This window comes from Cryobacterium sp. MP_M3 (assembly GCF_015752155.1).
In the GTDB taxonomy this organism is placed as follows: Bacteria; Actinomycetota; Actinomycetes; order Actinomycetales; family Microbacteriaceae; genus Cryobacterium.
Genome location: NZ_JADOVI010000009.1, coordinates 45,632 through 60,501 on the forward strand (window position 1 = coordinate 45,632; position 14,870 = coordinate 60,501).

Here is a 14,870-nt window from a genome sequence, read left to right on the forward strand (position 1 = left end):
GCTTACCTTAGTCAACTAGTCCTCCCAGATTCGGAGCCGCCCGTGCCACGTCCCCTGCCCTGCCTCCTGGCCGCCGCGACAGTGCTCGCCCTCACGCTCAGCGGGTGCTCCGCGCCCGCGCCGGCGACGGATGCCCCGGCCACCGGAACTTTCCCGGTCACGCTGGAGCACGCCTTCGGTTCCACCACCATCGATTCGGCTCCGACCCGCGTCGTGGCGTGGGGCTGGGGGAGCGCCGACGACGCCATCGCGCTCGGCGTCGTGCCGGTGGCCATTCCGTTCCAGGAATACGGCGGTGACGAGGACGGTGTGCTGCCGTGGATCGCCGAGGCCCTCGCGGCGAAGCAGCTGGCGACCCCCACGGTGCTGCCGAACTCGACCGAGCCGCCGTATGAGGAGATCGCCCTCGCCGCGCCCGATGTGATCCTGGCCGGCTAGTCCGGCATCACGGAGGAGCAGTACGACCTGCTCAGCGAGATCGCGCCGGTCGTCGCCTACCCCGGCGAGCCCTGGGCGACCGACTGGCGGGAACTGATCACCCTGACCGGCACGGCCCTCGGCAGGACCGCGGAGGCCACGACGCTCCTCGCCGACATCGATGCCGAGATCGCGGGCCAGGCCGCGGCGCATCCGGAATTCGCCGGAAAGAGCATCGCACTCACCAGCGACAGCGGCGGAACCTTCTACGTGTACAAGAAGGAAGACCCCCGGGTGGCCTTCACCCTCGACCTCGGCTTCGCCAGCGCACCGAGCGTCGACGCCCTCGCGACCGGCGAGGCGAGCTTCTTCTACACGCTGAGTCACGAACGACTGGGCGAACTCGACAGCGACGTGCTGGTGAACTTCGGTTCGACCAGGGAAGAATCCGACGCCTTCCTCTCGGCCGGGTACGCCCGGGCCATGCCCCAGGTGGCGGCCGGCCGGGTGGCCTCGCCGGTCGGCGCGGCGTTCATCGCGTCGGTCTCGCCTCCCACGGCGCTCTCGCTGCCGTGGGGGATCGACGACTACGTCGCCCTCCTCTCTGCGGCTGCAGCGGAATAGGCGATCCCGGGGCAGCCTGCGCAGGCCCAGAGAGAAGGGGCGTAATCCGCGTGAAACACAAGGGTGGCCATACTGGTCACGGGCGGGTCCGACGCTCAGGATAGCTGGCTCAAAACGTTATCTGCGCACGGAATCCGCGTCATCGAGGTGTTATATGCTCGCATTTGTCGCAAACCGTTCACGGACCTCAATGACGAACCCGCAACATCCGACAACCACGAAGAAGGCCTCGCAATGCGCGCTAAATACCTACTCCCGGCCCTCGCCGCCGTCACAGCCCTGATGCTCACCGGCTGTGTCGACAACTCCACTCCCGCCACCGGCGGTTCGACCGCCGGAAGCGTCACCAAGGACGAGAAGGCCGCGGCCCTCGTTCCCGCCGATGTCGCCAAGACGGGCAAGCTCGTCGTCGGCACCGACCCGACCTACGCCCCCAACGAGTTCAAGGACGAGGCCGGCGCGCCGATCGGCTGGGGCATCGAGATCGCCAGCGCCGTTGCGGGCAAGCTCGGCCTCAAGGCCGAGTTCCAGGTCGCCAAGTTCGACAACATCATCCCGAGCGTCACCGGCGGCAAGGCCGACATCGGCGAATCATCGTTCACCGACACGGTCGAGCGTGAGAAGCAGGTCGACTTCGTCAACTACTACACGGCCGGCATCCAGTGGGCCTCCGCCAAGGGCAAGGAGGTCGACCCCGACAACGCGTGCGGCCTCAAGGTCGCCGTGCAGGCCACCACGTTCGAGGACACCGACGAGGTCCCGGCCAAGAGCGACGCCTGCGTCGCCGCCGGCAAGCCGCCGATCGACAAGCTCAAGTTCGACACCCAGGATGCCGCCACCAACGCGGTCGTGCTCGGCCAGGCCGACGCCCTCAGCGCCGACTCGCCCGTCACGCTCTACGCGATCGAGCAGACCAAGGGCAAGCTCCAGCCCGCGGGCAAGACCTTCGACGTGGCACCGTACGGCATCGTCGTCAAGAAGGGCTCAGACCTCACCAAGGCCGTGCAGGCCGCCCTCCAGTCCATGGTCGACGACGGCTCCTACGGCAAGATCCTCGACAAGTGGGGTGTGGCCGACGGCGGCATCGACAAGATCACGATCAACGCGGCCGCGAACGGTTAACCCATGAGCACCACAGAACGCAGTGGCGCGTCGGCGGGGGAGACCCCGCCGACGCCAGAACCGGCCTCCGTGCCGATCAAGGCGATCAGGCTGCGGCATCCGTGGCGGGCGGTCTTCGCGGTCCTCATCGTCGTGGTCTTCGCACTCCTGATGATCGATGCGGCCTACCGGCCGGCCTACGACTGGCCGTCGGTGGGCAAGTACCTCTTCGACCGGCGCATCTCCCAGGCCGCCCTGGTCACCCTCGAACTGACGGTGTACTCGATGGTGATCGCGATCATCCTCGGCGTCATCCTGGCCGTGATGCGCCTGTCGCCCAACCCGGTGGTCAAGAGCGTGGCCTGGTTCTACCTGTGGGTCTTCCGCGGCACCCCGGTTTACGTGCAGCTGACGATCTGGGGCCTGATCTCGCTGATCTACTCCAGCATCGACATCGGCATCCCGTTCATGGAGCCGTGGGTGTCATTCCAGACCCAGGCCGCGCTGAACACGTTCACGCTGGCCATCATCGGGCTGGCGCTCAACGAGGCCGCCTACATGGCCGAGATCGTGCGCGCCGGCCTGCTGGCCGTTGACCGCGGCCAGGAGGAGGCGGCGACCGCCCTCGGCATGAGCTGGTCGCAGACGATGACCCGCGTCATCCTGCCGCAGTCGATGCGCGTGATCATCCCGCCGACCGGGAACGAGGTCATCAGCATGCTGAAGACCACGTCGCTGGTCACGGCCGTGCCGTTCAGCTTCGAGCTGTTCACCCGGTCGAGGGACATCTCCGCCGAGACGTTCAACCCCATCCCGCTGCTGATCGTCGCCTCGCTCTGGTACCTGTTCTTCACCTCGATCCTGATGGTGGGACAACACTTCCTGGAGAAGCGCTTCGCCCGCGGTCTCGCCGATCGCCAGCCGGAGAAGAAGGAACCCGGCGTGGCCACCGGCGCCTTCACCGGCGTGATGCCCGTGGTCGGGTCCGACCCGCCTGCCATTGTCCTGCCGCCGAAGGATCGACCAGGAGGTCAGCGATGAGCGACACGAACACGACGCCCGCGGCACCCCGTAAAGACGTGCCGATGGTGCTCGCCGAGCAGGTCTCGAAGAGCTTCGGCTCCAACGAGGTGCTCAAGAGCATCTCGCTCGAGGTGAAGCGCGGAGAGGTGATGTGCCTGGTCGGCCCGAGCGGGTCGGGCAAGTCCACTTTCCTGCGCTGCATCAACCACCTGGAGGTGCTCTCCGCGGGGCGGTTGAGCGTGGACGGCGAACTGATCGGCTATCGCGAGGCGAACGGCAAACTGTACGAGATGGCGCCGAAGGAGGCGGCCAGGCAGCGCCGGGACATCGGCATGGTGTTCCAGCGCTTCAACCTGTTCCCGCACATGACGGCGCTGCAGAACGTGATGGAGGCGCCGATCCGGGTGAAGGGCCTGCCGAAGGCCCAGGTCGAGCAGACCGCGCGCGATCTGCTCGCCCGGGTGGGGCTGGCCGAACGCGCCGACTACTACCCGGCGCACCTGTCCGGCGGCCAGCAGCAGCGGGTCGCCATCGCCAGGGCGCTCGCGATGGAGCCCAAGCTGATGCTCTTCGACGAGCCGACCAGCGCGCTCGACCCCGAGCTCGTCGGTGAGGTCCTCGACGTGATGAAGGGCCTGGCGAAGTCGGGAATGACCATGATCGTGGTCACCCACGAGATGGGCTTCGCCAAGGAAGTGGCCGACTCGCTGGTGTTCATGGACGGCGGCGTGGTCGTCGAAGCCGGCGACCCCGACCAGGTCCTCACCAACCCGCAGCACCGCCGCACCCAGGCGTTCCTCTCCAAGGTGCTGTAGCCGGTTCCGCAGGCGGCATCCGGGCAACGGATGCCGCCTGCGACCTCGTCGAGTTCCACCGTTTCGGTCGAGACCGAGTCGCGCACCTGACGGGCTCGACCGAAAAGGTGGATCTCGGCGGGAAGCGGAGGCTCAGCTCGTGAGGACCTTGTGGATGCGCTGGAGGGAGACGGACTCCGCGGCCTTCAGCTCCTGGGCGAACAGGCTGATCCTCAGCTCCTCGATCATCCACCGTGCGCGCACCAGGTTCGCCTGCGAGTCGGGGGCCAGCGGAATCCGGCCGCCGGCATCCGTGTACCGGGTGGTGGCGGCCTGGCTCTCGTTCATCCAGACCCGGTCGCGGCTCGGGTTGTCGCCCAGCTTGACGATCCGGGAACTGATCCCGCCGAGGTAGCGGGGCAGGTGGCGCAGCTGGGCGAGACCCGTAGCGCTGACGAAACCGGGGTAGATCAGCCCGGCCAGCTGGCTGCGGGCATCCGTCAACGCCGGCAGCAGCGCCATGCTGGTGGAGGCCTTGAGCGCCTTGTCGGCTGACCTGGCCGCGGTGAGGATGCGCGCGACGAGCCCGACCGTCTCGAACATCGAGTCCATCACGACGCCGGAGACCCGGTCGCGGATGGTGTCGAACTCGGCTTTCATGAAGACCTGGCCACCCGGAGTGACCCGGAACAGCACGTCGTCGACGCTCGCCGCCAGGCAGTCGTCGAAGAGCGCCTGGGTCGACCGGTACGGGCTGGTCGCGAGGCTGAGCTTCTCGGCCCCGGTGAGGTGCTGCTGCACATAGGCGACCGGTGACGGCGTCGCGAGCAGGAGCAGGCGGCGCACCCCGCCGGGCAGGGTGCGGGCCTGCTCGGCCTCGGTGCTCATCATCCGGATGCTCACCGACTGGCCCTCGTCGACGAGGGTCGGGTAGCCGCGGATGGTGTTGTCGCCCTGCCGGGTGTCGAGGAAGCGGGGCAGCTCCGGGAAATCCCAACTGGTCAGCCCGGAGCGCTCGATCGCATTGGTGGGGGTGGCGGCGGATGCCGCGGCGACGCTCTCGCGGGCCTGGCTGCCGAGCCGGCGCTGCAGCTCGAGCAGGTCCTTCCCGGAGGCGATCGGGCGACCGTGTTCGTCGACGACGCTGAACGTCATCCTCAGGTGGGCGGGCACCCGGACCAGTTCGAAATCGTTCGCGGTCACCGGCACATAGGTGAGCCTCTGGATCAGGCCGGCGAGCGTCTCGGTGAAGGGCACGTCGTCTCGGTCGAACAGGTTCCGGCCGGCGGGCCCGCCGGTCGAAGCTCCGGTCGATACCCCGATCGAACCGCCGCTCGCGCCTGAAACCCCGACCGACACCTCTCCCGGCGCCGGCGGCAGCTCGGTCAGCAGCCGCTTCGCCCAGTCGCCCGCGGGCACCACGTTGCGACGGATGCTCTTGGGCAGCGACTTGATCAGCGCCGTGACCAGGTCGGCGCGGAGGCCGGGCACCTGCCAGTCGAAGCCGGTGGGGGAGAGACGGGCGAGCAGGGCCAGCGGGATTCGAACGGTCACGCCGTCATCGTCCGCGCCGGGCTCGAACCGGTAGCTGAGCGTGAACTTCTGGTCGCCCTGGCGCCAGATCGGCGGGAACACGGCCTCGTCGATCTCCGGCGCGTCCTCCGGGACGAGCGCGTCGGCGGTCATCGTGAGCAGGTCGGGCGTCTGGGTGCGCGCCTGGCGCCACCAGGTTTCGAAGGTGCGGGTGGAGCAGACGTCGGCGGGGATGCGCTTCTGGTAGAACTCGAACACGGCCTCATCGTCGAAGAGGATGTCGCGGCGGCGCGTGCGCTCCTCGAGCTCGGCGAGCTCGGCGCGGAGCTTCTTGTTGGCGCGGTCGAACGCGGTGACCCGCTGGTCGATGCGGTCGAGGTCCCACTCGCCCTCGACCAGGGCGTGCCGGATGAACAGGTCGCGCGCGTAGGCCGGGTCGACCCGGGAGAACTGGATCCGGCGGCGCGGCACGATCGGCACCCCGTAGAGGGTGACCCGCTCGTAGGCGACGACGGCGCCCTGCTTCTTCTCCCAGTGCGGCTCGGAGTAGCTGCGCTTGCACAGGTCACCGGCGAGCGGCTCGGCCCAGGCCGGGTCGACGACGGCGTTCATCCGGGCGAACAGGCGGCTGGTCTCGACCAGCTCGGCGCTCATCACGGCGTTCGGCTGCTTCTTCGCCAGCGCCGAGCCGGGGAAGATCACGAACCGCTGCTGGCGCGCCCCGATGTAGTCCTTCTTGGCGGTGTCCTTGAGGCCGATGTGCGAGAGCAGGCCGGCCAGGAGCGAGCGGTGGATGCCGTCGGGGTTCACGCTGGGGTCGCCGACGTGCAGGCCGAGCGGCTTGGCCATCTGCCGCAGCTGCTTGTACACGTCCTGCCACTCGCGCACCCGCAGGTAGTTGAGGAACTCGTTCTTGCACAGGCGCCGGAACGCGCTCGAGCCGAGTTCCTTCTGCTGCGTCTCCAGGTAGTTCCAGAGGTTGAGCAGGCTGAGGAAGTCGCTGGTCGGGTCGGCGAAACGGGCGTGCTGCTGGTCGGCCTGGGCGCGGCGTTCGAGCGGGCGTTCGCGCGGGTCCTGAATGGTGAGGCCGGCCACGATCGCCATCACCTCGCGGCTCGTGCCCTGGGTCTTCGACTCGACCACCATCCGGCCGAACCGAGGGTCGATGGGGAGCTTCGCGAGCTGCTGGCCGATCCGGGTGAGTTTGGAGACGCCGCCGGACGCGTTGCTGCCTCCGGTTCCGGGGGCGACCGCGCCTAGTTCGGCGAGCAGGTCGAGGCCGTCCTTGATGCCGCGGGAGTCCGGCGGGGTGAGGAACGGGAACGCGGCGATGTCGCCGAGGCCGAGCGAGATCATCTGCAGGATGACCGCGGCCAGGTTCGTGCGCAGGATCTCCGGCTCGGTGTACTCGGGGCGGCGGGTGAAGTCCTCCTCCGAGTACAGCCTGATGGCGATGCCGTCGCTGGTGCGTCCGCTCCGGCCGGAGCGCTGGTTCGCGGACGCCTGCGAGATCGCCTCGATCGGCAACCGCTGCACCTTCGAGCGCACGCTGTACCGGCTGATCCGCGCGGTTCCGGCGTCGATGACATAACGGATGCCCGGCACGGTCAGGCTGGTCTCGGCCACGTTCGTGGCGAGCACGATCCGGCGCCGCACCCCGGCCACGGTCGACGGCTGGAAAACCTTGTGCTGGTCGGCGGCGGAGAGCCGGCCGTAGAGCGGGAGGACCTCGGTGGGGTTGCCGCGACCGCCGGTGGCGAACTTGCCTTGCAGGGCGTCGGCGGCGTCGCGGATCTCGGTCTCGCCGCTGAGGAAGACGAGCACGTCGCCGCTGGACTCCCGGTCGAGCTCGTCGAGCGCGGCGGAGATGCCTTCGATGTAGTCACGGTCGACGGCGGGTGCGGCATCCGTCAGCTCATCGTCGTCCATCGCCTCGGCGACGAGCGGGCGGTAGCGGATCTCGACCGGGTAGGTGCGGCCGGAGACTTCGATGATCGGGGCCGGGCTGCCGTCGGCGGCCGCGAAATGCTCGGCGAAGCTCTGCGGGTCGATCGTCGCGGAGGTGATGATGAGCTTGAGGTCGGGGCGCTGCGGCAGGAGCTGGCGCAGGTAGCCGAGGAGGAAATCGATGTTGAGGCTGCGCTCGTGCGCCTCGTCGATGATGATCGTGTCGTACTTGCGGAGCATCCGGTCGCGGTGCATCTCGTTGAGCAGGATGCCGTCGGTCATCAGCTTGATCCGGGTATCGGGCCCGACCTGGTCGGTGAAGCGCACCTGGTAGCCGACGGTCTGGCCGACCTCCTGGCCGAGTTCCTCCGCGATGCGCTCGGCGATGGTGCGGGCGGCGAGGCGGCGCGGCTGGGTGTGGCCGATGCTGGTGCGGCCGAGTTCGAGGCAGATCTTCGGCAGCTGGGTGGTCTTGCCGGAGCCGGTCGCGCCGGCGACGATCACCACCTGGTTGTCACGGATGGCGCGCGCGATATCCTCGCGGCGCTGGCTGACCGGGAGTTCGGGCGGGAAGGTGATGACGACGGGGATCATGAGCCTTCCATCGTATTCCAAGCCGGGGAACACCCGGGTGCCCGGTCGCCACCGCCGCCTTAAACCGCACGATGTTAGCATCAATGCATGACAGACGAGGAAGCGAGCGGGGGGCGGTACGCCGCCCTGGCCTCCGACGCGCGCCGCCAGGTGCTCGAACTCCTGATGTGGTCCGACGTCGCGCTCGACGCGGCCGCCGTGGCGGCGCAGGTCGGGCTGCATGTCACGACGGTGAGATTCCACCTCGAGCAGCTCGAGAGCGCGGGGCTGATCCGGCGAGCGGTCGAGCGTGCGGGTGCGCGCGGGCGTCCGCGCATCCTCTTCAGCGCAGGGCCGGCCGCCCGGGAGGACGAGGCACGGCATGACCTGAGCCAGGCACTGGCCGGTGCGCTCGCCGAGGACGCCGACGGCGGCCGGGCCAGGGCGGTCCGGGCCGGCGAGCACTGGTCGGCCTCGTTCGCCGGCGAACTGCGGGGGAACGCGGGGGAGGGCGTCGCACCGCTCGTGCGCATCCTCGACCGGCTGGGCTTCGACCCGGAGGTCGAGGTCCCGGTCGGCGAGATGGCCGACGCTGACGGGCCCGCCGGGACCGAGGCGGTCGCGGATGGGGCGGATGCTCCCGGCCCGCCGGCTCCGCCGGTGGTCAACCTGCTCGCCTGCCCGTTCCGGGCGGATGCGAGACAGGCTCCGGAGGTGATCTGCTCCGTGCACCTGGGCCTGATCCGCGGCATCGCCGCCACCCTCGGTCACGACCCGGAGGGCACCGAACTGCGCCCGTTCGTCGGCCCGGAGCTGTGCCAGGTGCGGCTTCGCGGTCCCTGGGCCGCTGACGCAGCGCCGGCGGAGTAGTCCGACCGCGGGTTCGGTCAGTTTCCGTTCGGTTCGGACCCCTAGGGTGGGGCGCATGACGACTCCAGTTCCCACTCTGACCCTCAACGACGGCCACACCATCCCCCAGCTCGGCTTCGGTGTGTTCAAGGTCGAGCCTGAGGAGACCAGCCGGATCGTCTCCGACGCGCTCCAGGTCGGCTACCGGCACATCGACACCGCCGCGGTCTACGGCAATGAGGAGGGCGTCGGCGCGGCGCTCGCCGCATCCGGGATTTCCCGCTCCGACCTGTTCGTCACGACCAAGCTGTGGAACGACAAGCAGGGCACCCGGTCCGCGTTCGACGCTTTCGACGAGAGCCTCGAGAAGCTCGGCCTGGACTACGTCGACCTCTACCTGATCCACTGGCCCACCCCCGCCAAGGACCGTTACGTGGAAAGCTGGAAGGCGCTGGAGAAGATCCGTGAGTCCGGCCGGGCCCGGTCGATCGGCGTCTCCAACTTCCTCGAGCCGCACCTGGACCGGCTGCTCAGCGAGACGGACATCGTGCCGGCCGTCAACCAGATTGAACTGCACCCCGCGCACCAGCAGCCCGAGGTGGCCCGGTTCGCCCGTGCCAACGGCATCCAGGTCGAAGCCTGGGGGCCGCTCGGCCAGGGCAAGTACCCGCTCCTCGAGGAGCCCGTCGTGGCCGTCGCCGCCGAGGCGCACGGCAAGACGCCCGCCCAGGTCGTCATCCGCTGGCACCTGCAGACCGGGAACATCGTCTTCCCCAAGTCGAACCGGCGCGAGCGGATGATCGAGAACCTCGACGTCTTCGACTTCGAGCTCAGCCGCACCGAACTGAACACCATCTCCTCGCTCGAACGGGTGGGCCGGGTCAGCGCCCACCCGAACGACGTGAACTAGCCGCGACTCAGAACGGGTAGCTGCCCGGCGTGCGGCGCAGGGTGATCCAGCGCGTCTCTGTGAAGGCGTCGATGTTCGCCTCCGCGCCGCCCTGCCGTGAACCCGTGCCGGACGAGCCGACGCCGCCGAACGGCGTGTTCGCCTCGTCGTTGACCGTCTGGTCGTTGATGTGCACGATGCCCGAGGGGATCCGCTGGGCCAGTTCGAGGCCGCGCATGGCGTCGGCGGTCACGATGCCGAGCGAGAGTCCGTACTCGGTCGCCGAGGCGATGGCCACGGCCTCGTCCTCGGTGCTGAACCGCACCACGGACGCGACCGGGCCGAACACCTCCTCGCAGAAGGAGGGGGCGTCCAGCGGCGAATCGGCCAGCACGGTGGGCCGGTAGAACAGCCCGTCGTAGCTGCCACCCGCCCGCAGCTGCGCGCCGGAATCGATCGAGGCAGTGACCAGTCGGTGGATGCGGTCGCGCTGGTTCTCGTCGATGATCGGGCCGAGGTGCACGTGCTCGGTGGCGGGGTTGCCCACTGCGAGGGAGTCCGCCTTCGCCGCGAGCTTCTCGACGTACTCGTCGAAAATGCTTTCGTGCACGATGTGCCGCCCGACCGTCATGCAGATCTGGCCCTGGTGCAGGAACGATCCCCAGGCCGCGAGGTTGACGGCCTTGTCGACGTCGGCGTCGGCGAGCACGAGGAACGCGGAATTGCCGCCAAGTTCGAGGTGTGCGCGTTTGAGGTGCTTTCCCGCGAGTTCGCCGACGGCGCGCCCGGCCCTGGTCGACCCGGTGAACGCGATCACGCGGACGTTCGGGTCGGCGACGATGGCCTCGCCGACGTCGGCGCCGCCGGTCACCAGCTGCAGGAGCCCGGCGGGCAGGCCGGCCTCCTCGAAGATGCGCACCATCATCACACCGCCGGTCACCGCGGTGCGCGGGTCCGGCTTGAGCACGACCGCATTGCCGAGCGCGAGCGCCGGCGCCACCGCGCGGATGCCGAGGATGATCGGCACGTTGAACGGCGACACCACGCCGACGACGCCGACCGGCACCCGCTGGGCGATGGAGATCCTCGGCTCCTCGCTCGAGAGCACCTGGCCGAGCGGATGCGACGGCAGCGCCGCCGCCTCGTAGCATTCCTGTGCGCCGACGTGGAGGGCGAAGCCGGCGAGCCCGGGAACGGCGCCGACCTCCCGCACGTTCCAGTCCATGATCTCGTCGGCGTGTTCCTGCAGGAGCGCGGCGGCCCGGCGCAGCACGGCGGCACGCACGGGGTGCGCGGTCGCGGCCCAGGCCTTCTGCGCCGTGGCCGCGCCCGCGGCGGCCCTGGCCACGTCGGCAGGGGTGGCGATCCCGATCCGGCCGATTTCGGCGCCGGTCGCCGGCTCGATGACCGGGATGTCGCCGCCCGACCCGGCGACCCACTCCCCGTCGATGTAGATCTTCCCCGACCACGCCGCGGGGTCGAGGAACGGGGTCGTCGCGGTCTCAGTCACGGTGAGTGTCATGGGCGGTTCTCCTTCATGGTGATGGCGGTTGGGTGGGGGTGCGGGGGGTTCAGGAAATGTCGATCGTCACCACGGCGGTGCCGCCGGGCGGCGCGACGACCCGCGACACGCAGCAGCACATCTTGCCGCGGGAGTCCTTCTGGCGCTCGCTGTAGAAGACGTCGCGGTGGTCGATGTCTCCATCGAGGTCGAGCACGCGCACCTCGCAGAGTCCGCACTCACCCTTGCGGCAGTCGAACATCAGGTCGACCTCAGCGGCCTCGAGCGCCTCGAGCATGGTCTCGGTCGCCCGGACGGTGACCTCGGCGCCGATCCGCGGGATGCGCACGACGAAGTCCTCGGGGGCGAACCAGCCGCTGTTGCCGAAGGTCTCGAACCGGAGGTCGGGGTAGGGGAGCTCGCGTTCGATCCAGGCCCGGCGCACCGCGTCCATCAGCCTGATCGGACCACACAGGTAGAGTTCGGTGCCCGGTTCGACCCCGCCGACGAGCTCGGTGACGTCGAGCGGGCTGCCTTCGCCGGTGATGTGGAGTCTCAGCCGGTCACCGTGCGCATTCAGCAATTGGTCCAGGTAGGCCAGCGCCGGCCGGCTGCGCCCGGCGTAGACGAGCGTGTAGTCGGCGCCGACCGACCGGAGCACGCTCGCCATGCCCATGACCGCCGTGATGCCGATGCCGCCGGCCAGCAGCACGTAGTGCGCGGCTCCGACGCGGAGGGGGAAGTCGACGATCGGCTGGGTGATCTCGATGGTGTCGCCGGGCCGGAGGGCGTGCATCGCCCGCGCGCCTCCGCGGGACCGCGGCGAGTCGAGCACGCTGATCGCGAGGGTCCGGCCCTCGGGGCCGGCGTCGACGACGGAGTACGACCGGCGGTCCAGAACCCCGCCGATCGGCACGCGCACGTCGATGTGCGCGCCGGCGTCGGCCCTGGCCGGGTGGTCGGGCGCGAGCACGATCCGGCGGATGTCGCCGGTGAGGGCGGTCGAGTCGACGACCGTGGCGCGCTGCCAGACCACCGCGTGGGAAGTTGCCATCGTCGTCGCCGCCGCTCAGCCGGCGCTGACGGGGGCGGGCAGCCGGCCCTCGGCCGCGAGCTGGCGTTCGATCAGCCGGCGCACCCACATCCCGCCCGCGTCGATGTTCAGGCTGTAGAACTCGTAGTCGGGGTTCGCGTCGATCGCGGCCTGCTGGGCGACGAGCATGTCCTCGTCCTCCTTGAAGACGCCGGACACGCCGTCCCGCAGCTGGGTCGTGATCACCTGGCTCTCAAGCCGGTAGTTGCGCATGAATGCCCAGAAATAGCGGCAGGACCGGTCGGTCACCGGGGAGATCGTGTTCATCACGTAACCGTTGACGCCCTGGCTCCGATCGCCCTGCGGCGCCCCGGTGCCGGCCCGCGCGACACCGACGTCGATGTTGATCGTGGACGGCGATTCGAAGTGGATGATCTGCCAGCGGTCGACTTTCCCCTCGAAGCCGGGAAACTTGTCGCGCATGTTCTTCAGCCAGAACGGGGGAGCGTCGATGCCGAGCATCCAGCGTTCCACCGTCACCGTTCGCTCGTCATGGTGCACCGTGAACTCGGATTCGCTCAGTGCCTCCTGGCCGATCGAGGAACTGTGCACGAACTCCTCGTGGGTGAGGTCCATCAGGTTGTCGAGCACCAGCTGGTAGTTGCAGTCCACCGAGATCGTGAGGCCGTCTCCGGCCCACGCCGGGTCATCCATCTGGTGCATGTCGGGCACGAGCTCCGGGTCGGCCAGGGCCGCGTCGCCCAGCCAGACCCAGACGTAACGGTGGCGTTCGACGACGGGGAAGGACGCGACCGTGGCGCTCGGGTTGATGGTCTCCTGCGCCGGCATGGAGACGCAGCGGCCCGCCGAGTTGTAGAGGATGCCGTGGTACGGGCAGCGGATGCCGTCCCGGCCTTCCAGTTTCCCCATCGAGAGCGGCGCCAGCCGGTGCCAGCACGCGTCGGCGAGTGCGACGGCGTCACCGTCCTCGGTGCGGTACAGCGCGAGGGGGCGATTCGCGACCGTTCGCGCGAGCGGCTTGCGATTGACCTCGTGGTCCCAGGCCGCGACGTACCAGGCGTTCCGCGGGTGGCCGAGGACCTTGTCGACGGTCGTTTCCTTCATCGGGACTCCTTCGTCCGGACATGATGCACCTTCGCCACATCGGCGGTGTGAACAGAATGCCACAATACCTATCTCGATAGTGAAACCACAAGGCCCTTCCAGGGACCAGAATCAAACCATGAGCCTGCGCTTCGCCCTCCTCGCGCTTCTGACGGCGCAGCCCATGACGGGCTACGATCTCGCCAAGTCCTTCCACAGCTCGGTCGGGCACGTCTGGAACGCCCCGGACTCCCAGATCTACCCGGAATTGCGCCGGATGGAGACCGGAGGGCTGATCGAGGCAACGGCCGTGGCCCGGAACACCCAGGCGACGCACGCGACGAAGCGGATCTACCACATCACGGCCACGGGTGAGCAGGCGTTCCGCGCGTGGATGGCCACTCCGATCGAGTACACCCGCGAGCGAGACCCGGCGCACCTGCGGGCGGCGTACTTCGAGTGGGCAGATCAGGAAGCGGTGCGGAAGCAGCTGCTGGCGCACGTCGGGCACTGGAACGAGCTGCGGGAGCAGTGGCAGGGCCAGTTCGGTGCGATCCGGGACCGAACGCATCCGATCTTCGCGCAGAGGCTGCTGATCAGCCCGGAGTCCGAGTGGGCGCGCATCACGGCCTACAAGCTTTTCGCCTACGAGGGGCTCATCGCGCGGGCCGAGCAGGAGATCGACTGGGCCGAACGCGGCCTGCGCCTGGTCGACGAGCTCGAGCCGCAGCCACGCGAAGACGGCGGCGGTAGGTTGGGAGAAGACCGGGGAACGATCCCCGGCGAGGAAGTTGACCGATGAATCCGATTGAGTGGCTCTTCGACGCCCAACTGCAGATCGGCACCCAGACCATCCTCTGGCGCGAGGTGATCGGCAACGCGTTCGGCATCCTCAGTGCGGTCGGCGGGATGCGCCGCAAGGTCTGGGCCTGGCCGGTGGGCATCGCCGGCAACGCCCTGCTGTTCACCGTGTTCCTCGGCGCCGTCTTCGGCACCCCCAACCCGGTCAACCTGCTCGGCCAGGCCGGGCGGCAGATCATGTTCATCGTGGTCTCGATCTTCGGCTGGATCCAGTGGTCCCGCGCCCGCAAGTCGCGCGCGCACGTCGCCGTGGCCCCGCACTGGGCGGGCAACCGCACCCGGGTGCTGCTCGGCCTCGGCCTGGTCGCCGGCACGCTCATCCTCACGCCGATCTTCCGGGCGCTCGGTTCGTTCGAGCCGGTCTGGGCGGATGCCTGGATCTTCACCGGGTCCCTGCTCGCCACCTACGGCATGGCGAAGGGCTGGACCGAGTTCTGGTTGATCTGGGTGGCCGTCGACATCGTCGGCGTGCCCCTGCTGGTCAGCGCGGGCTACTACGCCTCGGCGATCCTCTACCTCTTCTACGGCGCCTTCACGATCACCGGCTTCTTCATCTGGATGCGGGTGCAGCGCCGCCGCCAGGCCCTCGTCAGCCAGGAACTGACCGGCCAGGGCTGAGCC

Annotated in this window: 13 protein-coding genes; 9 read left to right on the plus strand and 4 right to left on the minus strand. The window is 69.1% G+C overall.

Features of this window, described 5'->3' with window-relative positions; all coding sequences use genetic code 11:
• The first annotated feature begins 42 nt into the window (after window positions 1-42).
• The 5 genes from IWX89_RS18535 (at window position 43) to IWX89_RS11510 (ending at window position 3,980) form a co-directional block, all read left to right on the plus strand.
• The gene (locus IWX89_RS18535; protein WP_231383200.1) at window positions 43-438 is read left to right on the plus strand and encodes a hypothetical protein; all 396 of its coding nucleotides are present in this window, start codon (window positions 43-45) and stop codon (window positions 436-438) included.
• 6 nt (window positions 439-444) lie between these two features.
• The gene (locus IWX89_RS18540) at window positions 445-1,041 is read left to right on the plus strand and encodes an ABC transporter substrate-binding protein (RefSeq protein ID WP_307836536.1); all 597 of its coding nucleotides are present in this window, start codon (window positions 445-447) and stop codon (window positions 1,039-1,041) included.
• Between the two features lie 234 nt (window positions 1,042-1,275).
• Window positions 1,276-2,163, plus strand: a complete 888-nt coding sequence (locus tag IWX89_RS11500) for an ABC transporter substrate-binding protein (RefSeq protein ID WP_196903701.1) — start codon at window positions 1,276-1,278, stop codon at window positions 2,161-2,163.
• Window positions 2,164-2,166: 3 nt separating this feature from the next.
• Window positions 2,167-3,183, plus strand: a complete 1,017-nt coding sequence (locus tag IWX89_RS11505) for an amino acid ABC transporter permease (protein WP_196903702.1) — start codon at window positions 2,167-2,169, stop codon at window positions 3,181-3,183.
• Window positions 3,180-3,980 carry an amino acid ABC transporter ATP-binding protein gene (locus IWX89_RS11510; protein ID WP_374220511.1) on the plus strand — a complete coding sequence of 267 codons (801 nt, stop codon included), beginning with the start codon at window positions 3,180-3,182 and terminating at the stop codon, window positions 3,978-3,980. Before IWX89_RS11505 ends, IWX89_RS11510 begins: the two co-directional genes overlap by 4 nt.
• A 132-nt stretch (window positions 3,981-4,112) precedes the next feature.
• Here IWX89_RS11510 and hrpA read toward each other — a convergent pair whose 3' ends face one another.
• The gene (hrpA, locus tag IWX89_RS11515; protein WP_196903703.1) at window positions 4,113-8,033 is read right to left on the minus strand and encodes an ATP-dependent RNA helicase HrpA; all 3,921 of its coding nucleotides are present in this window, start codon (window positions 8,031-8,033) and stop codon (window positions 4,113-4,115) included.
• An 87-nt stretch (window positions 8,034-8,120) separates the two neighbouring features.
• Here hrpA and IWX89_RS11520 point away from each other — a divergent pair, with 87 nt between their 5' ends.
• Both IWX89_RS11520 and IWX89_RS11525 read left to right on the plus strand, forming a co-directional pair.
• Complete coding sequence (locus IWX89_RS11520; protein WP_196903704.1) at window positions 8,121-8,882, plus strand: metalloregulator ArsR/SmtB family transcription factor; 762 nt, start codon at window positions 8,121-8,123, stop codon at window positions 8,880-8,882.
• 55 nt (window positions 8,883-8,937) lie between these two features.
• Window positions 8,938-9,771, plus strand: coding sequence for an aldo/keto reductase (locus tag IWX89_RS11525; protein WP_196903705.1), 834 nt, complete (start codon window positions 8,938-8,940; stop codon window positions 9,769-9,771).
• Between the two features lie 7 nt (window positions 9,772-9,778).
• On the opposite strand, the gene IWX89_RS11530 is transcribed toward IWX89_RS11525, so the two are convergent.
• The 3 genes from IWX89_RS11530 to IWX89_RS11540 are packed head-to-tail and all read right to left on the minus strand — an operon-like array spanning window position 9,779 to window position 13,409.
• Window positions 9,779-11,272, minus strand: coding sequence for an aldehyde dehydrogenase family protein (locus IWX89_RS11530; RefSeq protein WP_196903706.1), 1,494 nt, complete (start codon window positions 11,270-11,272; stop codon window positions 9,779-9,781).
• A gap of 49 nt (window positions 11,273-11,321) precedes the next feature.
• Complete coding sequence (locus IWX89_RS11535) at window positions 11,322-12,305, minus strand: PDR/VanB family oxidoreductase (protein WP_196903707.1); 984 nt, start codon at window positions 12,303-12,305, stop codon at window positions 11,322-11,324.
• 15 nt (window positions 12,306-12,320) lie between these two features.
• A complete protein-coding gene (locus IWX89_RS11540; protein WP_196903708.1) occupies window positions 12,321-13,409 on the minus strand; it encodes an aromatic ring-hydroxylating dioxygenase subunit alpha in 1,089 nt (362 codons plus the stop codon).
• 118 nt (window positions 13,410-13,527) lie between these two features.
• On the opposite strand from IWX89_RS11540, the gene IWX89_RS11545 reads away from it, so the two are divergent.
• Window positions 13,528-14,190, plus strand: coding sequence for a PadR family transcriptional regulator (locus tag IWX89_RS11545; RefSeq protein WP_196903709.1), 663 nt, complete (start codon window positions 13,528-13,530; stop codon window positions 14,188-14,190).
• Window positions 14,187-14,867, plus strand: coding sequence for a nicotinamide riboside transporter PnuC (pnuC, locus tag IWX89_RS11550; RefSeq protein ID WP_196903710.1), 681 nt, complete (start codon window positions 14,187-14,189; stop codon window positions 14,865-14,867). Before IWX89_RS11545 ends, pnuC begins: the two co-directional genes overlap by 4 nt.
• The last annotated feature ends 3 nt before the right edge of the window (window positions 14,868-14,870 follow it).